The organism is Massilia sp. Soil_C_3 (assembly GCF_057657035.1).
Genome location: NZ_JBDGJG010000001.1, coordinates 554,924 through 575,754, shown reverse-complemented (window position 1 = coordinate 575,754; position 20,831 = coordinate 554,924). Strand labels below are relative to the sequence as shown.

Genomic DNA, 20,831 nt, shown 5'->3' with positions numbered 1-20,831 from the left:
CTGTCGCACCGCAACAACTGACCCCGCTTCCTCTGGGGGGAACGGCAAAAACAGTAGTGTGACGGAAGCCAGACGGCAAAAACAAACGTTCGTTCGTTGATCGGTTTTCAAGTTTTACTTACTAAGAACCGTTGTAAAAAGACGAAAAACGGGAACTATATGTCGCTCTCAAACAACAATGTTTTAAATGGGAACCACGATGGCAACTGAACTTGCCGGCCTGATCCGGGCCGACCTGGCGCAACTGACCAACGACGCGAACCGCCTGGCGATCGCCCCCGGCGCCAATTCCTTCGCCGAACTGGGAGCCCACGGGACCCAGGCCGACGCCGGCTTCTCGTTCACCCAGGTCATGAAGCAGGCCCTGGACAACGTCAACGCCCAGGACCAGGCCGCCGGCGCCCAAGTGGCCGCGGTCGAAGCCGGCAAAAGCGACGATCTGGTCGGCGCCATGCTGGCGAGCCAGCAAGCAAGCCTGTCGTTTTCGATGCTGATGCAGGTTCGCAACAAGGTCATGACGGCGGTCGACGAACTGATCAAGCTCCCGGTCTGACCCATTCGAAAAGCGACATCCCGTGATCTCCTCCCTCAAGTCCGCCATCGGCGGCAAGCTGGCCCTGCCCTCGCTGCCGCCGGCCCTGCGCAACAACCTGCCGCTGATGCTCGGCCTGGCGGTGGCGCTCACCGCCGCCATCATGATGTACCTGTGGCAGGACCAGTCCAGCTACAAGCCGGTGTTCGGCGCGCGCGAGAAAGTCGTCGCCGCCGACATGATGACGGTGCTCGAAGCCGAGCAGATTCCCTATCGCGTCCATCCGGAAAGCGGCCAGGTGATGGTGCCCGCCGAGGCGCTGGGCAAGGTGCGCATGCTGCTGGCCGCCAAGGGCGTGACCGCCCAACTGCCGGCCGGCCTGGAACTGATGGACCGCTCCGACCCGCTGGGCGTGTCGCAATTCGTGCAGGACGTGCGCTTCCGGCGCGGCCTGGAAGGCGAGCTGGCGCAAAGCATCCTGACCATGGACGCCATCGCTTCCGCCCGGGTTCACCTGGCGATCGCCAAGACCAGCTCCTTCGTCACCGCCAATACCGACGGCAACTCGGCCTCGGTGATGGTCACCGTCAAGCCGGGCCGTGCGCTGTCGAACGAGCAGGTGGCCGCCGTCGTCAACCTGGTCTCGGGCAGCGTGCCGGGCCTGAAGCCGCAACGTGTGTCGCTGGTCGACCAGGCCGGCAACCTGCTGTCGGCGCGGGTCGACCTGGCCGACGGCTTCGAGGGCGCGACCCAGGGCGACGCCGCCTCCAAGCGCTACACCGACGAAGTGCGCGCCAACGTCAACGACCTGCTGGCGCCGATCCTCGGCGTGGACAACTACAAGCTCAGCGTCACCGCCGCGGTCGACAACGACCGCATCGAGGAGACCCAGGAAAAATACGGCGAAGCGCCGAAGGTCACCAGCGAAGCGATGCGCGAGGAGATGGAAAAGAACCGCATGGCGCTGGGCGTGCCGGGCACGCTGTCGAACCGTCCGCCAGTGCCGGCCACCCCGGGCGCCGAGGGCGACGCGCCGCAAGAGAACAACGACGACGGCAGCGCGCGCAAGAACGCCACCACCCGCCAGTACGCCTATGACCGCGCGATCACCCAGATCAAGCGCGAGCGCGGCCGCCTGAAGAAGCTGTCGGTGGCGGTGGTGCTGAATAACGCCAGCGCCGCCAACGGCCAGGCCTGGACCCCGGCCGAGCTGGCCAATATCGAGAAGATCCTGGCCGGCGGCCTGGGCATCGACGCCGCGCGCGGCGACGTGCTGGCCGTGTCGAGCCTGAAATTCCCGGCCGCGCCGGTGGCCCAGGAATGGTGGCAAGAACGCGACAACGTGGTCGACATGACCACCTACGCCCTGTGGGCGCTGGGCGCGCTGCTGGCCTACTTCCTGCTGGCCCGCCCGCTGCTGCGCGCCGTCACCACGCGCCTGGCGCCGCAGCAACCGCCGCTGGCGCCGGCCACCCCGGCCCTGCCGGGCGGGGCATCGGCGGCAGCCGATGCGGCCGAGGCCCTGCCGGCCGGCGTGGCCGCCCTCGGCGCGCCGGACGGCGTAGCCGCGGCCGCCCGCCCCGGCGCCGTGGTGCCGCTGCTGGAAAACTACGACCTGCCGCCGAGCGGTTCGGCGGTCGACGTCATGGTCGATCACTTGAAAGTCCTGGCCGGCAAGGAGCCTGAGCGCGTTGCCGAAGTCGTCAAACAATGGGTACAGAAAAAACATGGCCGACCAGAATAATTTTGAGGACGACGACGACGTCGCCCTGACCTCGGTCGAACAGGCCGCCATCGTGCTGCTGTCGATCGGCGAGGAGCAGGCGGCCGCCGTGCTGCGCTGCCTCGAGCGCGACGAACTGATGGAACTGACCCAGGTGATGTCGCGCATGAGCGGCATCAAGGTCGACGCCGTCCGGTCAGCGCTCCAGTCCTTCTTCGACGACTACCGCCAGCAAAGCGGCCTGCACGGCGCCTCGCGCAGCTACCTCAAGCGCTCGCTCGACCTGGCGCTGGGCAGCGACATCGCCAACAGCGTGCTCAACACGATCTATGGCGACGCGATCCGCCCGATGATGGCGCGCCTGCAGTACGCTTCGCCGCGCTGGCTGGCCGAATTCGTCTCTTCCGAGCACGTGCAGATGCAGGCCGTGTTCCTGGCCTTCCTGCCGCCGGCGCTGGCGTCCCAGATCCTGGAGGCGCTGCCGGTCGAGGGTCGGGAATTGGTCTTGCTGAACATGGCCCGCCTCGACGAGATCGACCGCGACGTGCTGCACGAACTCGAAGAACTGGTCAACCGCTGCCTGGCCGCGCTCGATACGCAAAGCGCCAGCGTCGAGGGCGTACGCCAGGTCGCCGACATCCTCAACCGCCTGCAGGACAACCGCGCCGGCATGGTCGAACTGCTGCGCGCCCACGATCCCGAGGTGGTGTCGCAGATCGAGATGTCGATGTACGACTTCTTCATCCTGTCGCGCCAGACCGAACAGGTCATCACCCGCCTGCTCGACGACGTGCCGCTGGAACAGTGGGCGATCGCGCTCAAGGGCGCCGAAGCGCCGCTGCGCGACGCCATCCTGGCCGCCATGCCGCGCCGCCAGGCCCAGAGCTTCGAAGACCTGATGCGCCGTTCGGGCCCGGTCCCGATGTCGCGCATCGAGCAGACCCGGCGCGAGATCATGGCCACCGTCAAGGAACTGGCCGATGCCGGCGAAATCGACATCCAGCTGTTTGCCGAGGCGACCGCCGAATGAAACCGTTCAGGTCTTTCCACTTCCCGCCGCTGCACCAGGTCAGCAAGGCGCGTCCGACTGGCTCGGACGGCGTCGGCTCGACCGAGGAATGGCAGAGCGCGTTGGCCGACGGCTACCGCCAGGGACAGCGCGAAGGCTATGAGGCCGGCCTCGACCAGGGCCGCGCCGAAGGCTATCCGCGCGGTGAGGCCGAGGGCCGCGAACTGGGACAGGAAGAAGGCCGCGCCGCCGCGCTGGCCCGTTTCGACGAACTGGCGCGCCCGGTCGACGCCATCCTGGAAAGCCTCGGACAGCTCAAGGCCGACCTGCGCGCGGCCCAGCGCAACGAAGTGGTCGAACTGGTCGGCAAGATCGCGCGCCAGGTGATCCGCGCCGAGCTGGCGTTGCAGCCCGTCCAGTTGCTGGCCCTGGTCGAAGAAGCGCTGTCGGTGATGCCGCCGTCACGCGAGGAAGTCGAAGTGTTCATGAATCCCGAAGAACTGCGCCGGGTGCAGGAACTCGATCCCAAACGCGCACGCACCTGGACCCTGCTGCCTGACCCAGCGCTGGAGCCTGGCGAGTGCCGCGTGCGCTCCGGCGACAATGAAGTCGACGCCGGCTGCCAAGGCCGCCTGAAGGCGGTGATGGAGCAGGTCCACGACCAGCTCATGACGGAAGAGCCCGCAGCATGATGGCGCTGGCCGATTCCTTGCGCGCGGTCGACATCGGCGCGGTGCCGGTGGCGACGCCGACCGGGCGCCTGGTCGGCGCCCAGGGGCTGCTGCTGGAGTCGGTCGGCTGCCGCCTGCATACGGGCCAGCGCTGCCGCATCGAGACCGTCGACGGCGAGTGGCTCGACGCCCAGGTGGTGGGCTTTCGCGACAAGGTGTCTTACCTGATGCCGTTCAAGAAGGCGACCGGCCTGTCGACCGGCGCGCGCGTGCTGCCCACGCCGGACAAGAGCGAGCTGATGATCGGCCCTTCCTGGCTGGGCCGCATGGTCAACGGCCTGGGCGAACCGATCGACGGCCTGGGCCGCCTCGGCGGCGACCAGCCATTGTCGACCACCCCGCCGCGCGTCAATCCCCTGAAGAAGGCGCCGGTCGAGGAACCGCTCGACGTCGGCGTGCGCGCCATCAACGCCATGCTCACCATCGGCAAGGGCCAGCGCGTCGGCCTGATGGCCGGTTCCGGCGTCGGCAAGTCGGTGCTGCTGGGCCTGATCACGCGCCAGACCGTGGCCGACGTGATCGTGGTCGGCCTGATTGGCGAACGTAACCGCGAGGTGCGCGAATTCGTCGAGCGCTCGCTCGGCCCCGACGGCCTCAAGCGCGCTGTGCTGGTGGTGGCGCCGGCCGACGAAAGCCCCCTGATGCGGGTGATGGCGACCGAGATGTGCCATGCGGTCGCGGCCCATTTCCGCGACCGCGGCCAGAACGTGCTGCTGCTGTGCGATTCGCTGACCCGCTACGCGATGGCATTGCGCGAAGTGGCGCTGTCGCTGGGCGAGCCGCCGGCCACGCGTGGCTATCCGCCGTCGGTGTTCTCGAACATGCCCCAATTGGTCGAATCGGCCGGCAATGGCGAACGAGCGCAAGGCAGCATGAGCGCCATCTACACGGTGCTGGCCGAAGGCGACGACCAGCAGGACCCGGTGGTCGACTCGGCGCGCGCGATCCTCGACGGCCACATCGTGCTCACGCGCGAACTGGCCGAGCGCGGCCATTACCCGGCGATCGACGTCGCCCAGTCGATCTCGCGCTGCATGGCGCAGGTGGTGCCGCAGGAACACGCGCTGGCCGCGCGCAAGCTGAAGGCCGCGATGGCGCGCCATGCGCGCGTGCGCGACCTGATCCCGCTCGGCGCCTATGTGCCGGGCGCCGATCCCGAGACCGACCGCGCGGTGCAGCTGCAGCCGCAGATCGAAGCCTTCCTGTGCCAGGGAACGCGCGAGGAAGCCCCCATGGACGGCTGTGTCGATGCCCTGAAAGCGATGATGGAATGAAGCGAGAACACACGATCCGCAGCATCGGCACCCTGGTGCAACTGCGTTCGACCCAGGTCGACCGCCTGCAAGCCGACCTGGCCAGCCAGGAAGCGACCCGGTTGCGCTACCAGAACAACCTGGACCGGCTGGCCGCGCTGGCCGAAGGCAGCGGCGCCTCGGGCAATGCGCGCGGCGCGAACGGCGCCAGCGGCGCCACACCGCTGCTGTCGCCGGCGCTGGCGCTGAACTGCGGCGCCTACAAGCAGGGCGTGCTGGCGCTGGCAGACAGCCACCGCACCGACCTGTCGCTGCACGAGGCGAATATGGCGGTGGCGCAGGGCCGCCTGAAGGACGCCTGGGTCCGGCGCGAGCTGCTGGGCAAGGTGCTGGTGCGCGAGCAGGATGCGCATGCGGCGGACAAGGAACGCGTCACCAGAAAGCGCGAAGACGATATCGCCACCCAAGCATGGATGGCCGGAAAAACGGGCGGCCAGGCCGCGGCTTGAGCCAAGCATACAAATAAACCAAGGAGCAATTCATGGCAACAGCAATCAGCGCCCCAACCTACGATCCGATTCCGACCGCGAACGACCTGGCCGACAAGTACATCGCCTCGCGCCAGGCCATCCTGACGGCCCAGAAGGCGGCCGCCAACGCCACCGAGAAGGGCCTGGCCGACCTGAGCTCGGCCCTGTCCGCATTCCAGGCCAGCCTGGCCTCGCTCACTGGCCTGAACAAGACCATGTACGCGCAGTCGGCGGTCCTCGGCGACACCACCCTGGGCAGCGCGAGCGCCACCTCGACCGCGGCGGCCGGCACCTATTCCTTCTTCGTCAAGCAGTTGGCCGCGCCCAGCCAGGTGTCGTACACCGGCCTGACCGACAGCACCGGGGTGGGCGGCAAGCTGACCGTCAACATGGGCGGCGCCGCAGCCTTCGAAGTGAACATGGCCAGCGCCGACGCCGACGGCAACGGCACCCTGACCCCGCGTGAAATCGCCGCCGCGATCAATGCCGCGGCCAACAACGGCGGCAAAGTCACCGCCTCGATCGTCAACACCAACGGCACCTCGGAACTGGTGCTGACCTCCAAGGAAACCGGCGCCAACACCGCGCTCACGCTCGACACCAGCCAGCTCACCGGCACGTCCAGCCTGGCCGCCGCGAATGCCAACCCGGCGCGCCGCCGCGTGCTGTCGCTGGCCCAGGACGCCGAGATCCGCGTCGGTTCCGAGACCGGCACCGTGATCACCCAGGCCAGCAATACCTTCACCGCCATCGACGGCGTCAAGATGACCTTCACCAAGGCCCAGGCCAGCGGCGAGGCGCCGGTGACCCTGACCGTGGGGCCGGACGACAAGGCCACCACCGCCAATGTGCAGGCCTTCGTCGACGCCTTCAACAAGCTCCGGACCACCCTGACCAAGCTGACCTCGGGCAACGACCCGGCCACCAAGGCGGACGACGGCGCCTTCGCCAGCGACGGCGGCGTGCGCGCGCTGAACGACCGCCTGACCGCCCTCTTGCGTCCCGGTAGCGGCGACTCGCTGGCCACTTTCGGCATCATTGCCAACCGCAGCGGCACGCTTGAGCTGAACGCCGACCGCCTGCTGGCCCAGCTGGCGCGCAACCCGAACGGGCTGGACGCGGTGATCGGCGTGGCCTCGGCCTCGAACCCGACCGGCGTGGCAGGCGAGCTGGACAAGTACCTGAAATCCTGGAGCAACGGCGTCGACGGCCAGATCAAGCAGCGCCGCGAACAGAACGGCACCCTGCAGACCCGGCTGACGGACAAGCAGTCGCTGCTCGACCAGCAGCATCGCTCCGCCTACGACCGCTACCTGAAACAGTTCACCGACCTGCAGACCATGCAGGGTTTGATGAACTATAACGTCTCCTTGTTCGATGCCCTGTTCGGCAACGACAAGGATTAAGAAAGCCCGACCATCATGTCCTATCAGGAAGCCTACGGCAGCTACCACGCCGTCAACCTGGACGCGCAGACCTCGCGCGCCTCGCCGGTCGAGCTGGTGCTGCTGCTCACCGACGGCCTGCTCGACGAACTGGCGCGCGCACGCGCCCACATCGTCGCGCGCCGCTACGAAGCCAAGGCGAAAAGCATCGACAAGTGCGTCGAGATCATCAACGGCTTGTCGAGCTCGCTCGACTTCGAGAGCGGCGGCGAGACCGTCGCCAACCTGGCCACTATCTACGAGTTCTGCGCCACGCGCCTGCATGGCGCCAGCATCAAGCTCGATCCGGTCATGGTGGACGAGGTGGTGCAGATCCTGACCACCATCCGCCAGGGCTGGAAAGGCGTACAGGAACGCAATGGATAGGACGCCCGTCATCGAGCGCCTGGCGGCGCGCCTGCGCGATGCCAGCGCACGCGCCGACTGGGACCTGCTGGGACTGGCCGTGCGCGAGCTCGGGCCCCAGATCCAGGCGCTGGCCGAGCGCGGCGCCTGGAGCGCGCGCGAACGCGCGGCCCTGGCCGGCCTGCGCGCGGCGCACGATGGCGCCGCCCAGGCCAGCGCCGAAGCCGCCGCCGGCCTGCAGGAACTGCTGGGCGATTTGCACGACAACAAGGAAGGCCGCATGGCCTATGCCCTCGCGGGCGAACTCGAACCGGGCAGCATCACACAATGAACTTCTCCATGAATAGCGCGATGAATGCCATGAATGCGGTCGGCAATAGCGCCGCCAGGGCCGCCGTCAACGGCGCGCCGCTCAACGCAGCTACGGCGGCTCCGGCGGACACCGCAGCGCCGGTGACGGCGCTGGCGCCGGGTGCTGGCGCGGCCCTACCGCCGCCGGCCGCCCAGGTGCTGCCGTTCCAGCACTGGATCGCTGCCGACGACGCCCTGCCGGCAGCCGACGCGGCCGCCCCAAGCGACGCCGCCGCGCCCGAGACCACGCCTGAGGACAGCCCGACCGAGCAGCAGGAAGACACTCTCGTCGCCGAGCAGGCCGTGGTCATCGACGCCGCGCTGGCCGCGATGACGCCGCAGGTCGCGCCGGCCGCGCTGCCGGCCATGATGATGGCGATGCCGGGCGCCAAGCCGGCCGCCAACGACAGCGGCACGGCGCCGGCCACCGCCCCCGCCGCCGTGGCCGCCGTGACCGATGCGGTCGCGGCGCTCGAGGCCCAGCCCGCGGTCGCCACCCGCGCCGCGCCGGAAGCGCCGGTCGTGCCGCTGGCGGCCGCACCGGCAGCGCCGGTCGCGCCACGCGCCGACGCCGCCGCCCAGGCCATGCCGGCAACAGCACCGGCAGCGGTCCCGGCCGCATCGAACGCGCTGGCCGCCGACGCTCCACGCGATGGCGCCGACACGGCGCCGACCGCCGCCGCCGGCGTGAGCGCCCCGAGCCAGCCGGCCGCCGCGCGCAGCGCCGGCAGCGTGGTCCTCGCCGGTCCGCCGACCGCCTGGCGCCAGACCCTGCAGGAAGCGCTGGGCGACCGCCTTCAGGTGCAGCTCGGCCGCGGCGCGGAGCAGGCCACGATCCGCCTCGAGCCGCCGATGCTGGGCCGGATCGACATCTCGATCCGCCACAGCGGCGGCAACCTGGAAGTGCACATCGCCGCCACCAATACCGAAGTGCTGCGCCAGCTGAACACGGTCAGCGACAACCTGCGCAACGACCTGGCCGGACGCCAGTACAGCAACGTCTCGGTCAATGTGAGCGAGACCCCGCGCGCCCAATCCACCGCCCAGGCCGGCAACCAGCCATCCAACCAGCCGGGCGCCGACGCCCAGGGCCGCGGCCGGCAGGAAGAGCAGCAACAGCGCCAGCGCACACCCGGCCTGGCCCTGAACGATGCCGGCGACGCCGGTTCCCTGTTTTCGATGAATGACCGCGACTAGACCATGAAAGCAAAACTGATCATCGCATTCGCCGGCGTGGCCGTCGCCGCCGCAGCAGCCGCCGGCGGCGCCATGTGGTATATGAACCCGGCCCCCGCCGCCGGCGCCGCCGCCGCCAAGCCCGCCCCGGAGAAGAAGCTGACCAAGTACGTCACCCTGGACAAGGTGATCGTCATGCTGCGCCGCGCGCCGAACGAGCAGGCCGCGCACTACCTGTCGGTCGACCTGGTGCTGGCCACCACCCCGGCCGAGGAGAAGGAAGCCAAGGAACAGCTGCCGCTGCTGCGCAGCATCGCCGTGTCGGCGCTGTCCGCGCGCACTCTGGCCGAAGCCTCAAGCATGTCGGTCGACCAGTACGCCGCCGAGCTGAACAAGGTGTTCAACGCCAACTATGAAAAGGAAAACCACGTGAAGCCGTTTTCCGAAGTCATGGTCGGCAAGCTGATCATCGAGTGACGAGAACCCGCCTGGTGACCACATGGCCTATATGAGCGACTACCTCGACGTTGCCGCCGCCGCCGACTACGGCGATGCGGCGACCAGCGCCGGCATGAGCGCACAGGACGAGGGGCGCCACCTGCTGGCCTATGCGCCGCTGGTCAAGCGCATCGCGCGCCAGCTCGGCAGCCAGGTCTCGGGGGCGCTCGGGCGCGAGGACATGGAACAGATCGGCCTGATGGGCCTGCTCGAAGCGCTGCGCCGCTACGGCCAGCCCGACACCGGCTTTTCGAGCTATGCGGCGCTGCGCGTGCGCGGCGCCATCCTCGACGAGCTGCGGCGCCAGGACTGGCGTCCGCGCGCGGTGCGCCAGGAAAGCCATCGCCAGCGCGATGCCCTGCGCGCGCTGACCCGCAGCCTGGGGCGCGAGCCAAACGAGAAGGAAGCGGCCGAGGCCCTGGGCCTGTCCGCGGAACAGTATCAACAGTATCTGCTCGACGACAGCGCCGAGGAAATGCTGAGCTTCGATGAAGTATTGCAGGAAGCGGTCGGCGAAGCCCAGCACACCCCAGGCCCCGAAGAACAGTTCATGGTGCGGCGCAGCCTGGAGCAGGTGCTGTCCGCCCTCAACGAGAAGGAGCAGCGCGTGATCCAGATGATCTACGAGTTCGAACTGAGCTACAAGGAAATCGCCGCCGTGCTCGACCTGTCCGACGCCCGCGTCTGCCAGCTCAACAAGAGCGCGCTGGCCAAGATGAAGGCCGCGCTGCAGCGCGACTGAACCGAATTACAAAGAAAAAAGGCCCTACGTCATGCAGCAACTACTCGGTATCGCCATCGTGCTCGGCGCCATCTTCGGTGGATTCACCATGATGGGCGGCACCTTCGCCTCGATCTTCCACCCGATCGAGATCCTGATCATCGGCGGCGCCGCCTTCGGGGCGCTGGTGCTGGGCAATCCGCGCCACGTGCTGTCCGAAATGGGCCACCAGCTCAAGAAGGTCGCGGCGCGCAAGAAGCACGACTCGGAGTTCCAGCGCCAGCTGCTGCTCCTGATGTACGAACTGCTGCAGACCGCCGCCGGCGGCCTGAAGGCGCTCGACGCCCACGTCGAGGCGCCCGCCGAAAGCCCGCTGTTCCAGCGCTATCCGGCGATCCTGGACGAGCCGAAGCTCTTGGCCTTCATCGTCGACAACTTCCGCCTGATGGCCATGGGCAAGATCAACGCCCACGAACTGGAAGGCGTGCTGGAGCAAGAGCTGGAAGCCATCCACGAAGAGCTGACCCAGCCGTCGAAGTCGCTGCAGAAGATCGCCGAAGCGATGCCGGGCTTCGGCATCCTGGCCGCGGTGCTGGGCATCGTGATGGCCATGTACTCGGTCTCGGGCGGCGCCGATTCGGGCGAGATCGCCGAGAAAGTGGGCGCGGCCATGGTCGGCACCTTCATCGGCATCTTCTTCTGCTATGGCGTGCTCGAGCCGCTGGCCAACCTGATGAAGCAGACCGTCAATTCGGACGCCTCGACCATGGAGACCGTCAAGGTCGTGCTGTGCACCCACGTCGCGGGCAAGCCGGCCCTGCTGGCGATCGACGCCGGCCGGCGCCTGATCCAGCTCAATACCAAGCCCAGCTTCGCCCAGCTCGAACAGTGGATCAACGCCATGGGCGGCGAAGACGAATCGCAGAACAAGCGGCGCCGCGGCAGCGACCGCATGACGGGGTAACACGTGTCGAAACCGAACGACAAGCACGAATCGACCATCGTCAAGCGCGGCGGCGGCAAGCACCAGCACGACGAACACGGCGGCGCCTGGAAAGTCGCGTTCGCCGACTTCTGCCTGGCTTTGATGGCGCTGTTCCTGGTGCTGTGGCTGATCGCCGCTCGCGAGCAGCAGAACCTGAAGGCGATCGTGCGCGACGCAACCGACTCCGGCATGCTCGAGGGCCAGGGCCAGAAACCGGCCATCGCCACCGAGCCGAGCGGCAGCCTGATCGAGCGCTTCGAAGTCCCGCGCACCGGCAATGCCGGCACCAGCAACCCGGGCAGCCCGAGCGCCCCGCGCACCGCCTACGAGACCCCGGCCGACCTGGCCGCCCTGTCGAAGGCCCTGACCGAGCTGTCGGAGAGCGCCGGCCTGGCCTCGAACCTGTCCACCGTGGTCACGCCCTACGGCCTGCGCGTGATGCTGCACGACACCGATAAACAGGGCATGTTCATGCGCGGCAGCGCGCTGCCCACCGGCCGCTTCGCGCGCCTGCTGCAAAAGATGGGTCCGCTGTTCGCCCAGATGCGCAACCAGATGCTGATCATCGGCCATACCGATTCCAGCCGCTACGCCGGCATCGACAAGGGCGGCTATTCGAACTGGGCGCTGTCGACCGACCGCGCGCTGGCCGCGCGCGCCCAGCTACTCACCGGCGGCATGCAGAGCAGCACCGTGCTGCAGGTAGTCGGCATGGCCGACCGCGGCCCGCTGCATCCGGAAGCCCCGCTCGACGGCATGAACCGCCGCATCGAACTCCTGATCCTGACCAGCGCACAGTCGCGCGCGGTGGCGAATATGTTCGGCGCGCCCGGCAGCCACGGCACGGCGCTGGGCAGCGGCGCCTCGGTCACCATGCCGGACGCCGCGGACCTGGAACAACTGCGCGGCCAACTGCCGACATCGCCATGACGATCCAACCGAAATCCCGAGGTAACCGCATGAAAATCACCGGCTCGTCCGTATCCACCGTCACCATCGGCGCCCAGACCGTGTCGGTGCCGGTGCAGACCGAGGCGCCGGCCGCGCCGTCCGCCGCCCTCCAATCGGAAGTGCTGAAGCGGGCCGCCGAAGCGATGCGCGCGATGCCCGATTTCGACGCCGCCCGCGTGGCCGAGCTGCGCGATGCGCTGGCGCGCGGCGAGCTGCCGTTCGATCCGGGCCGCCTCGCCGGCCTGATCCAGAAATTCCACGGAGGACGCTGAACATGGCCACCCTTACCCGCCAACAGGCCAATACGCTGCTGCTCGAAGGCGTCCAGAAGGACCTGGCCGAAGCAGCCACCATCCACACGCTGCTGGAACAGCAGTTCGAGGCCGCCGTGCGCCACCGCAGCGCCGAGCTGACCGCGCTGGCCGACGCCCTGGCGCCGCAGCTCGAAGCGATGGAAGCGCGCCGCCAGCAGCGCGTGCAGCTGGTGCGCGCCCTGCTCGGCCCGGACGCCTCGATGGCCCAGTACAGCGCCAGCCTGGCTGCCGGCGCGCGCGCGACCTTCGACGCCGCCTGGACCGAACTGGAAGCCATCGTGCGCGCCTGCAAGGAGGCGACCACGCGCAACGGCCGCCTGCTGGCCGAGCAGTATTCCGTGATGCAGCGCGTGCTGCACGGCGAGGACGAGATCTATGCGCCACGCTGATTTGTCGATCGCGTCGACGGCGCCGACCGCGGCAACGAACGCTACCCGTCCCACCGCAGGCCTCGGCGGCGGCGGCGGCGCCAGCTTCGGCCGGCTGTTCAGCGAGCTGCAGGGCGAAGTGACCGCCTACATCCAGCATGGCGATGCCGGCGCCGGCAGCGGCGCGGCCAGCAGCCTCTCTGCACAAGGCGCCCTGTTGCGCCTGCGCGCCAGCGGCCTGATCATGGGTGAAGAAGAACAGGTGGATGCGGCCACGGCCAGCGGCGGCGCGGCCGCCAGCACGCCCGAGCAGCAGGCTTTCCTGGACAGCATCGCCCCGTGGGCACGCCAGGCTGCCGACCGCCTGGGCGTGGCGCCCGAACTGGTGCAGGCCCACGCCGCGCTCGAATCGGGCTGGGGCCAGCGCCCGCTGCGCACCGCCGACGGCGCCAGCAGCCACAACCTGTTCGGGATCAAGGCCGGCGCCGGCTGGAATGGCGCGACCGGGGACTCGAGCACCACTGAATACGTGAATGGCGCCGCGCTCAAGACGCGCGAGCGCTTCCGCGCCTATCCGGACGCGGCCAGCGCCTTCCAGGACTACACCCGGGTATTGATGGACAATCCGCGCTACCGCGGCGCCCTGAATACGGGCAGCGATGCCCAGGCCTTCGCCGAGGGCCTGGCGCGCGGCGGTTATGCGACCGACCCCGGCTACGCCGCCAAGCTGGCCCGCATCGCGGGCGGCCTGCAGGGGAACAGGGAGTGAAGCCTTATTCGCCCAGCGGCATGTCGATAGGCTGCACGGCGCCGGCGCCCAGAACCCGCATGCGCACCACCTGGCCGCTGGCGTTGTTCTTGACCCGCACCACGGCGCCGCGCGCGCCGGCGTCGAGCGCCTCGCCCGCCATGCTGACCTCGATGCCGTCCTGTCGCGCGGTCATGACCACCGCCTCGCCGCGTTTCACCACGATCGGCGCCACCAGCTGGCTGGCGCGCAGGACCTCGCCCGCGCGCAGGCTGCGCCGGCTCGACTGGCCGACGGCTTCATTGAGCATGCCGATCGGATCGCGCACCTGGCTGATGTCGCGCCGCTCGAGCGTGACGTCGGCCTCGGTCAGTTCGCGGTTGGCCGCCACCGGCGCCGCCGTCACCGCTACCAGGGCAGAGATGCGGGCGCGCACCACGAAATCGTGGCGCCAGCCATTGCCATCGGGGCAACGCGCCACGAAGCGCATGCGCGCCGGCTGGCGCGTATCGATCGCCTCGACCGTCACCGGCCCCTTGCAGGCTGGCGGCGGACGGCTGCTCGAGACCGTCAGGTCGAACTGGGGATCGCCCAGCCCGATGGCGTCGGCGCCCTTCTCGAGTTGCTCGCGCGCCGCTTGTTCTATCTCTACGGAAAGAGTTTGCGCCGCCGCTGCTGTGGTGCACAACAGACAGGTTACAATACTTAGAGTTGCCTTGCGGAAAGCAATCATTGGACAATACGGGTCAGGCGGAAAGGCCCATTCTAACCAAACTCACAGCAGTTCACCGGAGAATCGCCATGTCGATTAATTTCAAGGAAGCGCTCGGCGTCAGTGCCGATGCGCTGCAATTGCGCGCCGAGCGCACCCGCGTGCTGGCGGCGAACATCGCCAACGAGAGCACGCCTGGCTATACGGCGCGCGACCTCGATTTCGCCGCCGTGATGCAGGATCGGATGGATGCCGAGGATGGCGCGCCGACGTTGTCGGAAGATGGTCCCCTGTTCCGCGTCCCCTTCCACCCGAGCGCCGACGGCAATACCGTCGAGATCGGCGTGGAGCAGGCCGCCTTTTCGCAGAACGCCTCCGATTTCCAGACCAGCCTGACCTTCATCAATATGAAGCTGCGCGGCCTCAACAAAGCCATCACCGGCCAATAAGGAGCGCTGAATGAGTTTTAAAGACATTTCCCAGATCGCCGGCTCGGCCATGGCGGCCCAGACCGTGCGCATGAACACGATCGCCAGTAACCTCGCCAACGCCAATGCCGCGGCCACTACCGAAGCCGAGGCCTACCGCGCCAGGAAACCGGTGTTCTCCGCCATGCTCGACGGCGAAGGCGTGGCCAAGGTGCAGGTGCTGGACGTGGTGCAATCGAGCGAGCCGCTGCGCCGCATGCACGAGCCGGATAACCCGCTGGCCGACGCCGACGGCATGGTGTACTACGCCAACGTCAATGAAGTGGCCGAGATGGCCGACATGATGGCCGCTTCGCGCGCCTTCGAAACGAATGTCGAGGTCATGGGCCGCATCAAGTCGATGCAACAGTCCCTGATCCGGATGGGAGAAAGCTGATCATGGTCACCACCAACAATAACTTCGGTTTCAGCAGCAATTACAGCACCACCAGCGACCGCCCGGCCGGCGTGCCGATGAGCGAGAACAAGGACATGTTCACCAAGCTGCTGGTGGCGCAGATCCGCAACCAGGATCCGCTGGCGCCATCCGATCCGGCCACCTTCGTCAATCAGCTGTCGCAGCTGTCGCAGACCGAGGCGCTGGAAAACATGACCCAGACCACCGCCGCCAGCGCCACCATGCTGCAGAGCCTGCAGGTGCTCGCGATGGGCGGCCAGGTCGGCAGCCAGGTGTCGGTCGAAACGAGCCGCGTGGAACTGGGCGACACCCCGATCACCGGCAGCGTGCGCCTGGAAGGCGCCAGCACCCTCACCCATGTGATCCTGACCGACGTGGCGGGCAAGCAGACCAAGGTCGAACTGCCGCCGCACGGCATCGGCGGCCAGGAATTCACGCTCGATCCGGCCAAGCTCGGCCTGCCGGCTGGCAAGTACAGCATCGCGGCCGAAGCGTCGGACGGCACCAAGCCCAAGATCGAGGTCAACGGCCGCCTGAACAGCGTGCGCCTCGACTCGACCGGCGGCATCCTGATGCAGGTGGCTGGCGTCGGCGAAGTCGAGCCGGGCTGGATCACCGGTTTCAACGGTAAAAACAATTCCGCCGACCTGGCGTTCACCAACTAAAGGATTCCCCCATGAGCTTCAATATCGCCCTGTCGGGCATCCAGTCCATCAACGAGCAGCTCAACACGCTGTCGAACAATATCGCCAACGCCGGCACCTACGGCTTCAAGAGCAGCCGCGCCAACTTCTCGTCGGTGTATGCCGGCGACATGGCCAACGGCGTGCAGGTCGGTTCGCTGACTCAGAACATCGGCCAGAATGGCAGCCTGCAGACCACCGGCCGCGGCCTCGACGCCGCCATTCTCGGCCGCGGCTTCTTCACCAGCCGCGACGCCCAGGGCGTGGTCTCGTACTCGCGCGTCGGCATCTTCAGCACCAATGCCGACGGCTTCCTGGTCGATGCCACCGGCAAGCGTGTCCAGGGTTATGGCCCGACTCAGAATGGCGTGATGGGCACCATGGGCGACATCGAGATTCCGACCGGCCAGATCCCTGCTGTGGCCTCCACCAAGGTCGCCTACACCGGCAATATGTCTGACGACTGGAAAAACCCGACCGTTGCGCCATTCAATATGGCCAATGCCGACAGCTACAATATGGTCAAGCAGTCAGTCGTCTACGACTCGGTTGGCACCCAGCACACGGTATCGCAGTATTTCGTCAAGACGGGGCCGACCACGGTCGCCGTACACTACAGCGTCAATGGCGCAGCCCCGGTCCCGGCCAACACCAATACGCTGACCTTCAACGGCCTTGGCCAGTTGACGACCGGCGGAACCAGCCCGGTCATCAACCTGACGCCAGCGAGCGCAGCTCCGCTGAACTTCACGTTTGACTATACCGGCACCACCAAGTTCGCCGGCGAGGCAACGACCACGACCAACCGAGCGGACGGTTACGCCTCCGGCACCTTCGTCGGCGTGGAACTGTCCGAGAATGGCTCGATCGTTGCCAAATACAGCAACGAGCAGCAGCAGGTCGTGGGCACGGTGGCGATCGCCACCTTCGCGGACGAAGGCAGCCTGGCCCCGGCCAGCGACACCACCTGGATCGCCAACGCCAATTCGGGCGCGCCGCTGTACAGCACCCCGGGCGTCGGCCTTGCCGGCAAGCTGTCCAAAGGTTCGCTGGAAGGCTCGAACGTGGACATCACCTCGGAACTGGTCGGCCTGATGACCTCGCAGCGCAACTACCAGGCCAACTCGAAGGTGATCACCGCCGAGAACCAGATGATGCAATCGCTGATGCAGGCGCTGTAAGCATAAGCCATGGACAAGTTCATCTTCACCGCCGTCAGCGGCGCCCAGCGCACCCTGCAAGCACAGCAGGTGCGCGCCAATAACCTGGCCAATGCCGACACCCCAGGATTTCGCGCCAATATCGAGCTGGCATCAACCCAGGCGCTGGCCGGCTACGGCTACGACGACGTGCACCTGTCGCGCGGCATGGCCGATGCCGTCTCGACCCGCGCCGGCGCGGTGCGCGACACCGGCCGCGCGCTTGACGTTGCGGTCAACGGCAACGGCTACCTGGCGGTGGAGTTCGACGGCGCTGAAGCCTATACCCGCGCCGGCGCGATCGACATCGACGCCAACGGCGCGCTGTCGGTCAACGGCCGCCCGCTGCTGGGCGAAGGCGGGCCCATCGTGCTGCCGCCGCACACCGCGGTCGACATCGCCAATGACGGCACCATCTCGGTGATGCCGGAAGGCGGCACCGTGACCCAGATCATCGACCGCCTGCGCCTCGTCAGCGCCGACGGCGCCCAGCTGGCCAAGAACGAGGCCGGCCTGATCGTGCCGCGCGACGGCGAGCAGCTGGCGGCCGACCCCAACGTCACCGTGCGCGGCCGTGCCCTCGAGGGCAGCAATGTCTCGGCGGTGGAAGAAATGGTTGCCGTGATGAGCCTGAACCGCAGCTTCGAGCTGCAGATGAAGATGTTCAAGGCCAGCGACAGCATGAACGAGTCGGGCAACCGGCTCCTCGGCGCGTAATCCACGCGCCGGACAACCAAACAGGGAGCAACCATGAATCCAGCAATGTGGATCAGCAAGACCGGCGTGCAGGCACAGGATGCCAAGCTGCAGGCGATCGCCAACAACCTGGCCAACGTCAACACCGTCGGCTTCAAGCGCGACCGCGTCGTGTTCGAAGACCTGTTCTATCAGGTCGACGCCCAGCCGGGCGCCCAGAACGCCGACAACACCGTCAACGGCGGCGTCCAGCTCGGCAACGGCGTGCGCGTGGTCGGCACCCAGAAGGCGTTCACCAACGGCAGCCTGCAGACCACCAGCCAGCCGCTCGACGTCGCCATCTCGGGCGCGGGCTTCCTGCAGGTGCTGCGTCCGAACGGCGAACCGGCCTATACCCGCGCCGGCCAGCTGAAGCTCGACCCGAACGGCACGCTGACCAATGCCCAGGGCCTGGCCATCGTCCCGCAGATCACGGTTCCGCAAAACGCGGCCGGCATCACCATCGGCGAGAACGGCGTGGTCTCGGTGACCTTCCCGAACCAGCCGGCGCCACAGGAAATCGGCCAGATCAACCTGACCGCCTTCATCAACCCGACGGGCCTCCTGGCCCTGGGCGACAACCTGTTCCAGGAAACCGCCGCCAGCGGCGCGCCGAACGAAGGCCGTCCGGGCGACGCCGCCTTCGGCGCGCTGAAACAGGGCGCGCTGGAAGGCTCGAACGTGCAGGTGGTCGAAGAGATGGTCGACATGATCGCCGCCCAGCGCACCTACGAAATGAACACCAAGGTGCTGTCGGCAGCCGACAATATGCTGCAATACCTGTCGCAGGCGGCACGCTGATGAAAGCCCTGGCCGCCGCTCTCGGCATCGTCCTGCTGGCCGGCTGCGCCACGCCGGCGCAGGTCACCATGCGCGACGACGATGACGACCTCATGCCGCTGCAGCGCATGGCGCGCGGGGGCGTCTCGGGCGGCGTGTTCACCGCCGACACCGTCTCGCTGACCTCGGACAGCCGCGCCTACCGCGTGGGCGACGCCGTCACCGTGATCCTGCAAGAGACGACCCAGGCCAGCAAGCGCGCCGGCACCAGCATCTCGAAGGGCTCGTCGATCGGCATTTCGCCGCTGGCGGCGCTGGGCAAGGTCTACGACAAGGCGGCGGTCGACATCACCGCCGAGCGCGACTTCCAGGGCGACGCCACCAGCACCCAGCAGAACGCCCTGTCCGGCTCGCTGACCGTGATCGTGCAGGAAGTGCTGCCCAACGGCCTCTTGCGCGTGGCCGGCGAAAAGAACCTGATGCTGAACCAGGGCGAGGAATTCGTGCGCCTGAAGGGCTTCGTGCGCTCGGCCGACGTCGATGCCGACAACCGCGTGTCCTCGCTGCGCGTGGCCAATGCCCGCATCGCCTACTCGGCGCGCGGCGCGCTGGCCGACGCCAACCAGCCAGGCTGGCTGACGCGCTTCTTCAACAGCCCCCTGATGCCGTTCTGAGGATCACATGAACCTGCACCGAATCGTTCCGCTCCTGCTCGCCGCCGCCCTCGGCTGCGCCGCCCTTCCGGCCAGCGCCGCGCAAGCCCTGCGCAACCTGGTCAGCGTCGAAGGCGTGCGCGAAAACCCGCTGGTCGGCTACGGCCTGGTGGTGGGCCTGAGTGGCTCGGGCGACTCGACCCAGGTCAAGTTCGCCAGCCAGTCGGTCATCAATATGCTCAAGCAGTTCGGCGTGCGCCTGCCGGAAGGCGAGGACGCCAAGAACAAGAACGTGGCCGCCGTCATGGTCTCGGCCACCTTCCCGCCCGGCTACCGCCGCGGCCAGGCCATCGACGTCACCGTCTCGTCGCTGGGCGACGCCAAGAGCCTGCGCGGCGGCACCCTGCTGCTCACCCAGCTGCGCGCGGCCGACAACGAGATCTACGCCCTGGCCCAGGGCAATGTGGTGGTCGGCGGCCTGAACGCCACCGGCCGCAGCGGCTCCTCGGTCACGGTCAATACCCCGACCGCCGGCCGGGTGCCGAACGGCGCCCTGATCGAGCGCGAGATCGCGACCGATTTCGCGACCCGCCCGCAAGTGATGCTGCGCCTGCGCCAGCCGCACTTCGAGACCGCCACCAACGTGGTCAATGCGATCAACAAGCGCTACGGCCCGATCGCCACGACCCTCGACGGCACCAGCGTCGAAGTCATCGCCCCCGAGAACCCGACCGAGCGCGTGGCCTTCGTGGCCAGCCTGAACGCCATCAGCGTGGAAGCGGGCATCGAAGTGCCGAAGGTCGTGTTCAATTCGCGCACCGGCACCGTCGTCATCGCCGACGGCCTGCGCGTGAAGGCGGCCGCCGTAACCCACGGCTCGCTCAAGGTGATCATCTCGGAAAGCTCGAACGTCAGCCAGCCGGGCCCGTTCGGGCGCGGCCAGACTGCGGTGACGCCCGAATCGAAGCTGTCGGTCGACCAGGGCTCGGGCCAGATGTTCCGCTGGCCGCCGGGCGCGCGCCTGCAGACCATCATCGATACCGTAAACAGCCTGGGCGCCTCGCCCGACGACATCATGGCGATCCTGCAGGCCCTCGACCAGGCCGGCGCGATCGAAGGTGAACTGGTGGTGATCTGATGCGCATCGACGACCTGCGCAACGACGCGCTCAAGACCGCCAGCGAGGCGCCGGTCGCCCCCGCCGCCGGCCAGGCGGAACACGATCCGGCCTATGTGGCGAAAGCCACCCAGGCCGCGGTCGAGTTCGAACGCTTCTTCATCAGCCACATGCTGCGCACGATGCGCGCCTCGACCCGTGAAATGGCGAGCGAGGATAGCGTCTTCAACAACCGGGTCAACCAGGACATGCAGGACATGGCTGACGACCTGGTAGCCGGTAACATGGCCGGCCAGCGCGCCTTTGGCATCGCCGACGCCATCCTGCGCCAGCTGGTACCGGGCGCCGGTACCGGCAAGCGCTAGAAGTTGGACAAACGGATCGGAT

27 protein-coding genes are annotated in these 20,831 nt (G+C 67.8%); 26 read left to right on the top strand and 1 reads right to left on the bottom strand.

The window, feature by feature from the left end; translation table 11 throughout:
* Positions 1–199 precede the first annotated feature (199 nt).
* The 17 genes from fliE to AC3A6F_RS02450 are packed head-to-tail and all read left to right on the top strand — an operon-like array spanning position 200 to position 13,701.
* Positions 200–553 (top strand): flagellar hook-basal body complex protein FliE, encoded by a 354-nt coding sequence (gene fliE / locus AC3A6F_RS02530; protein ID WP_487678383.1) that lies wholly within the window; start codon positions 200–202, stop codon positions 551–553.
* A 22-nt stretch (positions 554–575) separates the two neighbouring features.
* Entirely contained in the window at positions 576–2,276 is a 1,701-nt protein-coding gene (gene fliF, locus AC3A6F_RS02525) for a flagellar basal-body MS-ring/collar protein FliF (RefSeq protein ID WP_487678382.1), read from the top strand.
* Positions 2,260–3,285: a FliG C-terminal domain-containing protein gene (locus AC3A6F_RS02520; RefSeq protein WP_487678380.1), complete on the top strand. Its 1,026-nt coding sequence runs from the start codon at positions 2,260–2,262 to the stop codon at positions 3,283–3,285. The genes fliF and AC3A6F_RS02520 overlap by 17 nt, the downstream gene beginning before the upstream one ends.
* Complete coding sequence (fliH, locus tag AC3A6F_RS02515) at positions 3,282–3,956, top strand: flagellar assembly protein FliH (RefSeq protein ID WP_487678379.1); 675 nt, start codon at positions 3,282–3,284, stop codon at positions 3,954–3,956. Before AC3A6F_RS02520 ends, fliH begins: the two co-directional genes overlap by 4 nt.
* Positions 3,953–5,269, top strand: a complete 1,317-nt coding sequence (gene fliI, locus AC3A6F_RS02510) for a flagellar protein export ATPase FliI (protein ID WP_487678378.1) — start codon at positions 3,953–3,955, stop codon at positions 5,267–5,269. Before fliH ends, fliI begins: the two co-directional genes overlap by 4 nt.
* Positions 5,266–5,757 carry a flagellar export protein FliJ gene (locus tag AC3A6F_RS02505; protein ID WP_487678377.1) on the top strand — a complete coding sequence of 164 codons (492 nt, stop codon included), beginning with the start codon at positions 5,266–5,268 and terminating at the stop codon, positions 5,755–5,757. Before fliI ends, AC3A6F_RS02505 begins: the two co-directional genes overlap by 4 nt.
* A 32-nt stretch (positions 5,758–5,789) precedes the next feature.
* A complete protein-coding gene (gene fliD / locus AC3A6F_RS02500; protein WP_487678376.1) occupies positions 5,790–7,184 on the top strand; it encodes a flagellar filament capping protein FliD in 1,395 nt (464 codons plus the stop codon).
* Between the two features lie 15 nt (positions 7,185–7,199).
* Entirely contained in the window at positions 7,200–7,589 is a 390-nt protein-coding gene (gene fliS / locus AC3A6F_RS02495) for a flagellar export chaperone FliS (RefSeq protein WP_320473428.1), read from the top strand.
* Positions 7,582–7,899, top strand: coding sequence for a hypothetical protein (locus AC3A6F_RS02490; protein ID WP_487678375.1), 318 nt, complete (start codon positions 7,582–7,584; stop codon positions 7,897–7,899). The genes fliS and AC3A6F_RS02490 overlap by 8 nt, the downstream gene beginning before the upstream one ends.
* Positions 7,900–7,907: 8 nt before the next feature.
* A complete protein-coding gene (locus AC3A6F_RS02485) occupies positions 7,908–9,116 on the top strand; it encodes a flagellar hook-length control protein FliK (protein WP_487678374.1) in 1,209 nt (402 codons plus the stop codon).
* A gap of 3 nt (positions 9,117–9,119) precedes the next feature.
* Complete coding sequence (locus AC3A6F_RS02480) at positions 9,120–9,572, top strand: flagellar basal body-associated FliL family protein (protein ID WP_487678373.1); 453 nt, start codon at positions 9,120–9,122, stop codon at positions 9,570–9,572.
* 22 nt (positions 9,573–9,594) lie between these two features.
* Complete coding sequence (locus AC3A6F_RS02475; protein WP_487678372.1) at positions 9,595–10,335, top strand: FliA/WhiG family RNA polymerase sigma factor; 741 nt, start codon at positions 9,595–9,597, stop codon at positions 10,333–10,335.
* Between the two features lie 31 nt (positions 10,336–10,366).
* A complete protein-coding gene (gene motA, locus AC3A6F_RS02470; RefSeq protein ID WP_487678371.1) occupies positions 10,367–11,278 on the top strand; it encodes a flagellar motor stator protein MotA in 912 nt (303 codons plus the stop codon).
* A 3-nt stretch (positions 11,279–11,281) separates the two neighbouring features.
* Positions 11,282–12,229 (top strand): flagellar motor protein MotB, encoded by a 948-nt coding sequence (locus AC3A6F_RS02465; protein WP_487678370.1) that lies wholly within the window; start codon positions 11,282–11,284, stop codon positions 12,227–12,229.
* A 29-nt stretch (positions 12,230–12,258) separates the two neighbouring features.
* Positions 12,259–12,522 (top strand): flagellar biosynthesis anti-sigma factor FlgM, encoded by a 264-nt coding sequence (gene flgM / locus AC3A6F_RS02460; protein WP_487678369.1) that lies wholly within the window; start codon positions 12,259–12,261, stop codon positions 12,520–12,522.
* Between the two features lie 2 nt (positions 12,523–12,524).
* On the top strand, positions 12,525–12,953 hold the full coding sequence (gene flgN, locus AC3A6F_RS02455) for a flagellar export chaperone FlgN (RefSeq protein WP_487678368.1): 429 nt from the start codon (positions 12,525–12,527) through the stop codon (positions 12,951–12,953).
* A complete protein-coding gene (locus AC3A6F_RS02450; RefSeq protein ID WP_487678367.1) occupies positions 12,940–13,701 on the top strand; it encodes a glycoside hydrolase family 73 protein in 762 nt (253 codons plus the stop codon). Before flgN ends, AC3A6F_RS02450 begins: the two co-directional genes overlap by 14 nt.
* A gap of 4 nt (positions 13,702–13,705) precedes the next feature.
* On the opposite strand, the gene flgA is transcribed toward AC3A6F_RS02450, so the two are convergent.
* Positions 13,706–14,368 carry a flagellar basal body P-ring formation chaperone FlgA gene (gene flgA, locus AC3A6F_RS02445; RefSeq protein WP_487678366.1) on the bottom strand — a complete coding sequence of 221 codons (663 nt, stop codon included), beginning with the start codon at positions 14,366–14,368 and terminating at the stop codon, positions 13,706–13,708.
* Positions 14,369–14,481: 113 nt separating this feature from the next.
* Here flgA and flgB point away from each other — a divergent pair, with 113 nt between their 5' ends.
* From flgB to AC3A6F_RS02400, 9 genes are read left to right on the top strand one after another with little or no spacing between them, the layout of a single operon-like run.
* Positions 14,482–14,841, top strand: a complete 360-nt coding sequence (flgB, locus tag AC3A6F_RS02440; protein WP_487678365.1) for a flagellar basal body rod protein FlgB — start codon at positions 14,482–14,484, stop codon at positions 14,839–14,841.
* 10 nt (positions 14,842–14,851) lie between these two features.
* Positions 14,852–15,256: a flagellar basal body rod protein FlgC gene (flgC, locus tag AC3A6F_RS02435; RefSeq protein ID WP_320473050.1), complete on the top strand. Its 405-nt coding sequence runs from the start codon at positions 14,852–14,854 to the stop codon at positions 15,254–15,256.
* Between the two features lie 2 nt (positions 15,257–15,258).
* Entirely contained in the window at positions 15,259–15,942 is a 684-nt protein-coding gene (locus AC3A6F_RS02430) for a flagellar hook capping FlgD N-terminal domain-containing protein (RefSeq protein WP_487678364.1), read from the top strand.
* Positions 15,943–15,953: 11 nt separating this feature from the next.
* Positions 15,954–17,141: a flagellar hook protein FlgE gene (locus AC3A6F_RS02425; RefSeq protein WP_487678363.1), complete on the top strand. Its 1,188-nt coding sequence runs from the start codon at positions 15,954–15,956 to the stop codon at positions 17,139–17,141.
* 9 nt (positions 17,142–17,150) lie between these two features.
* Complete coding sequence (locus tag AC3A6F_RS02420) at positions 17,151–17,876, top strand: flagellar basal body rod protein FlgF (RefSeq protein ID WP_487678362.1); 726 nt, start codon at positions 17,151–17,153, stop codon at positions 17,874–17,876.
* A gap of 33 nt (positions 17,877–17,909) precedes the next feature.
* Positions 17,910–18,695, top strand: coding sequence for a flagellar basal-body rod protein FlgG (gene flgG, locus AC3A6F_RS02415; protein WP_487678361.1), 786 nt, complete (start codon positions 17,910–17,912; stop codon positions 18,693–18,695).
* Entirely contained in the window at positions 18,695–19,348 is a 654-nt protein-coding gene (gene flgH / locus AC3A6F_RS02410) for a flagellar basal body L-ring protein FlgH (protein WP_487678360.1), read from the top strand. The genes flgG and flgH overlap by 1 nt, the downstream gene beginning before the upstream one ends.
* A 7-nt stretch (positions 19,349–19,355) precedes the next feature.
* Positions 19,356–20,465, top strand: a complete 1,110-nt coding sequence (locus tag AC3A6F_RS02405) for a flagellar basal body P-ring protein FlgI (RefSeq protein WP_320473044.1) — start codon at positions 19,356–19,358, stop codon at positions 20,463–20,465.
* Positions 20,465–20,809, top strand: coding sequence for a rod-binding protein (locus AC3A6F_RS02400; RefSeq protein WP_487678359.1), 345 nt, complete (start codon positions 20,465–20,467; stop codon positions 20,807–20,809). Before AC3A6F_RS02405 ends, AC3A6F_RS02400 begins: the two co-directional genes overlap by 1 nt.
* Positions 20,810–20,831: the final 22 nt, after the last annotated feature.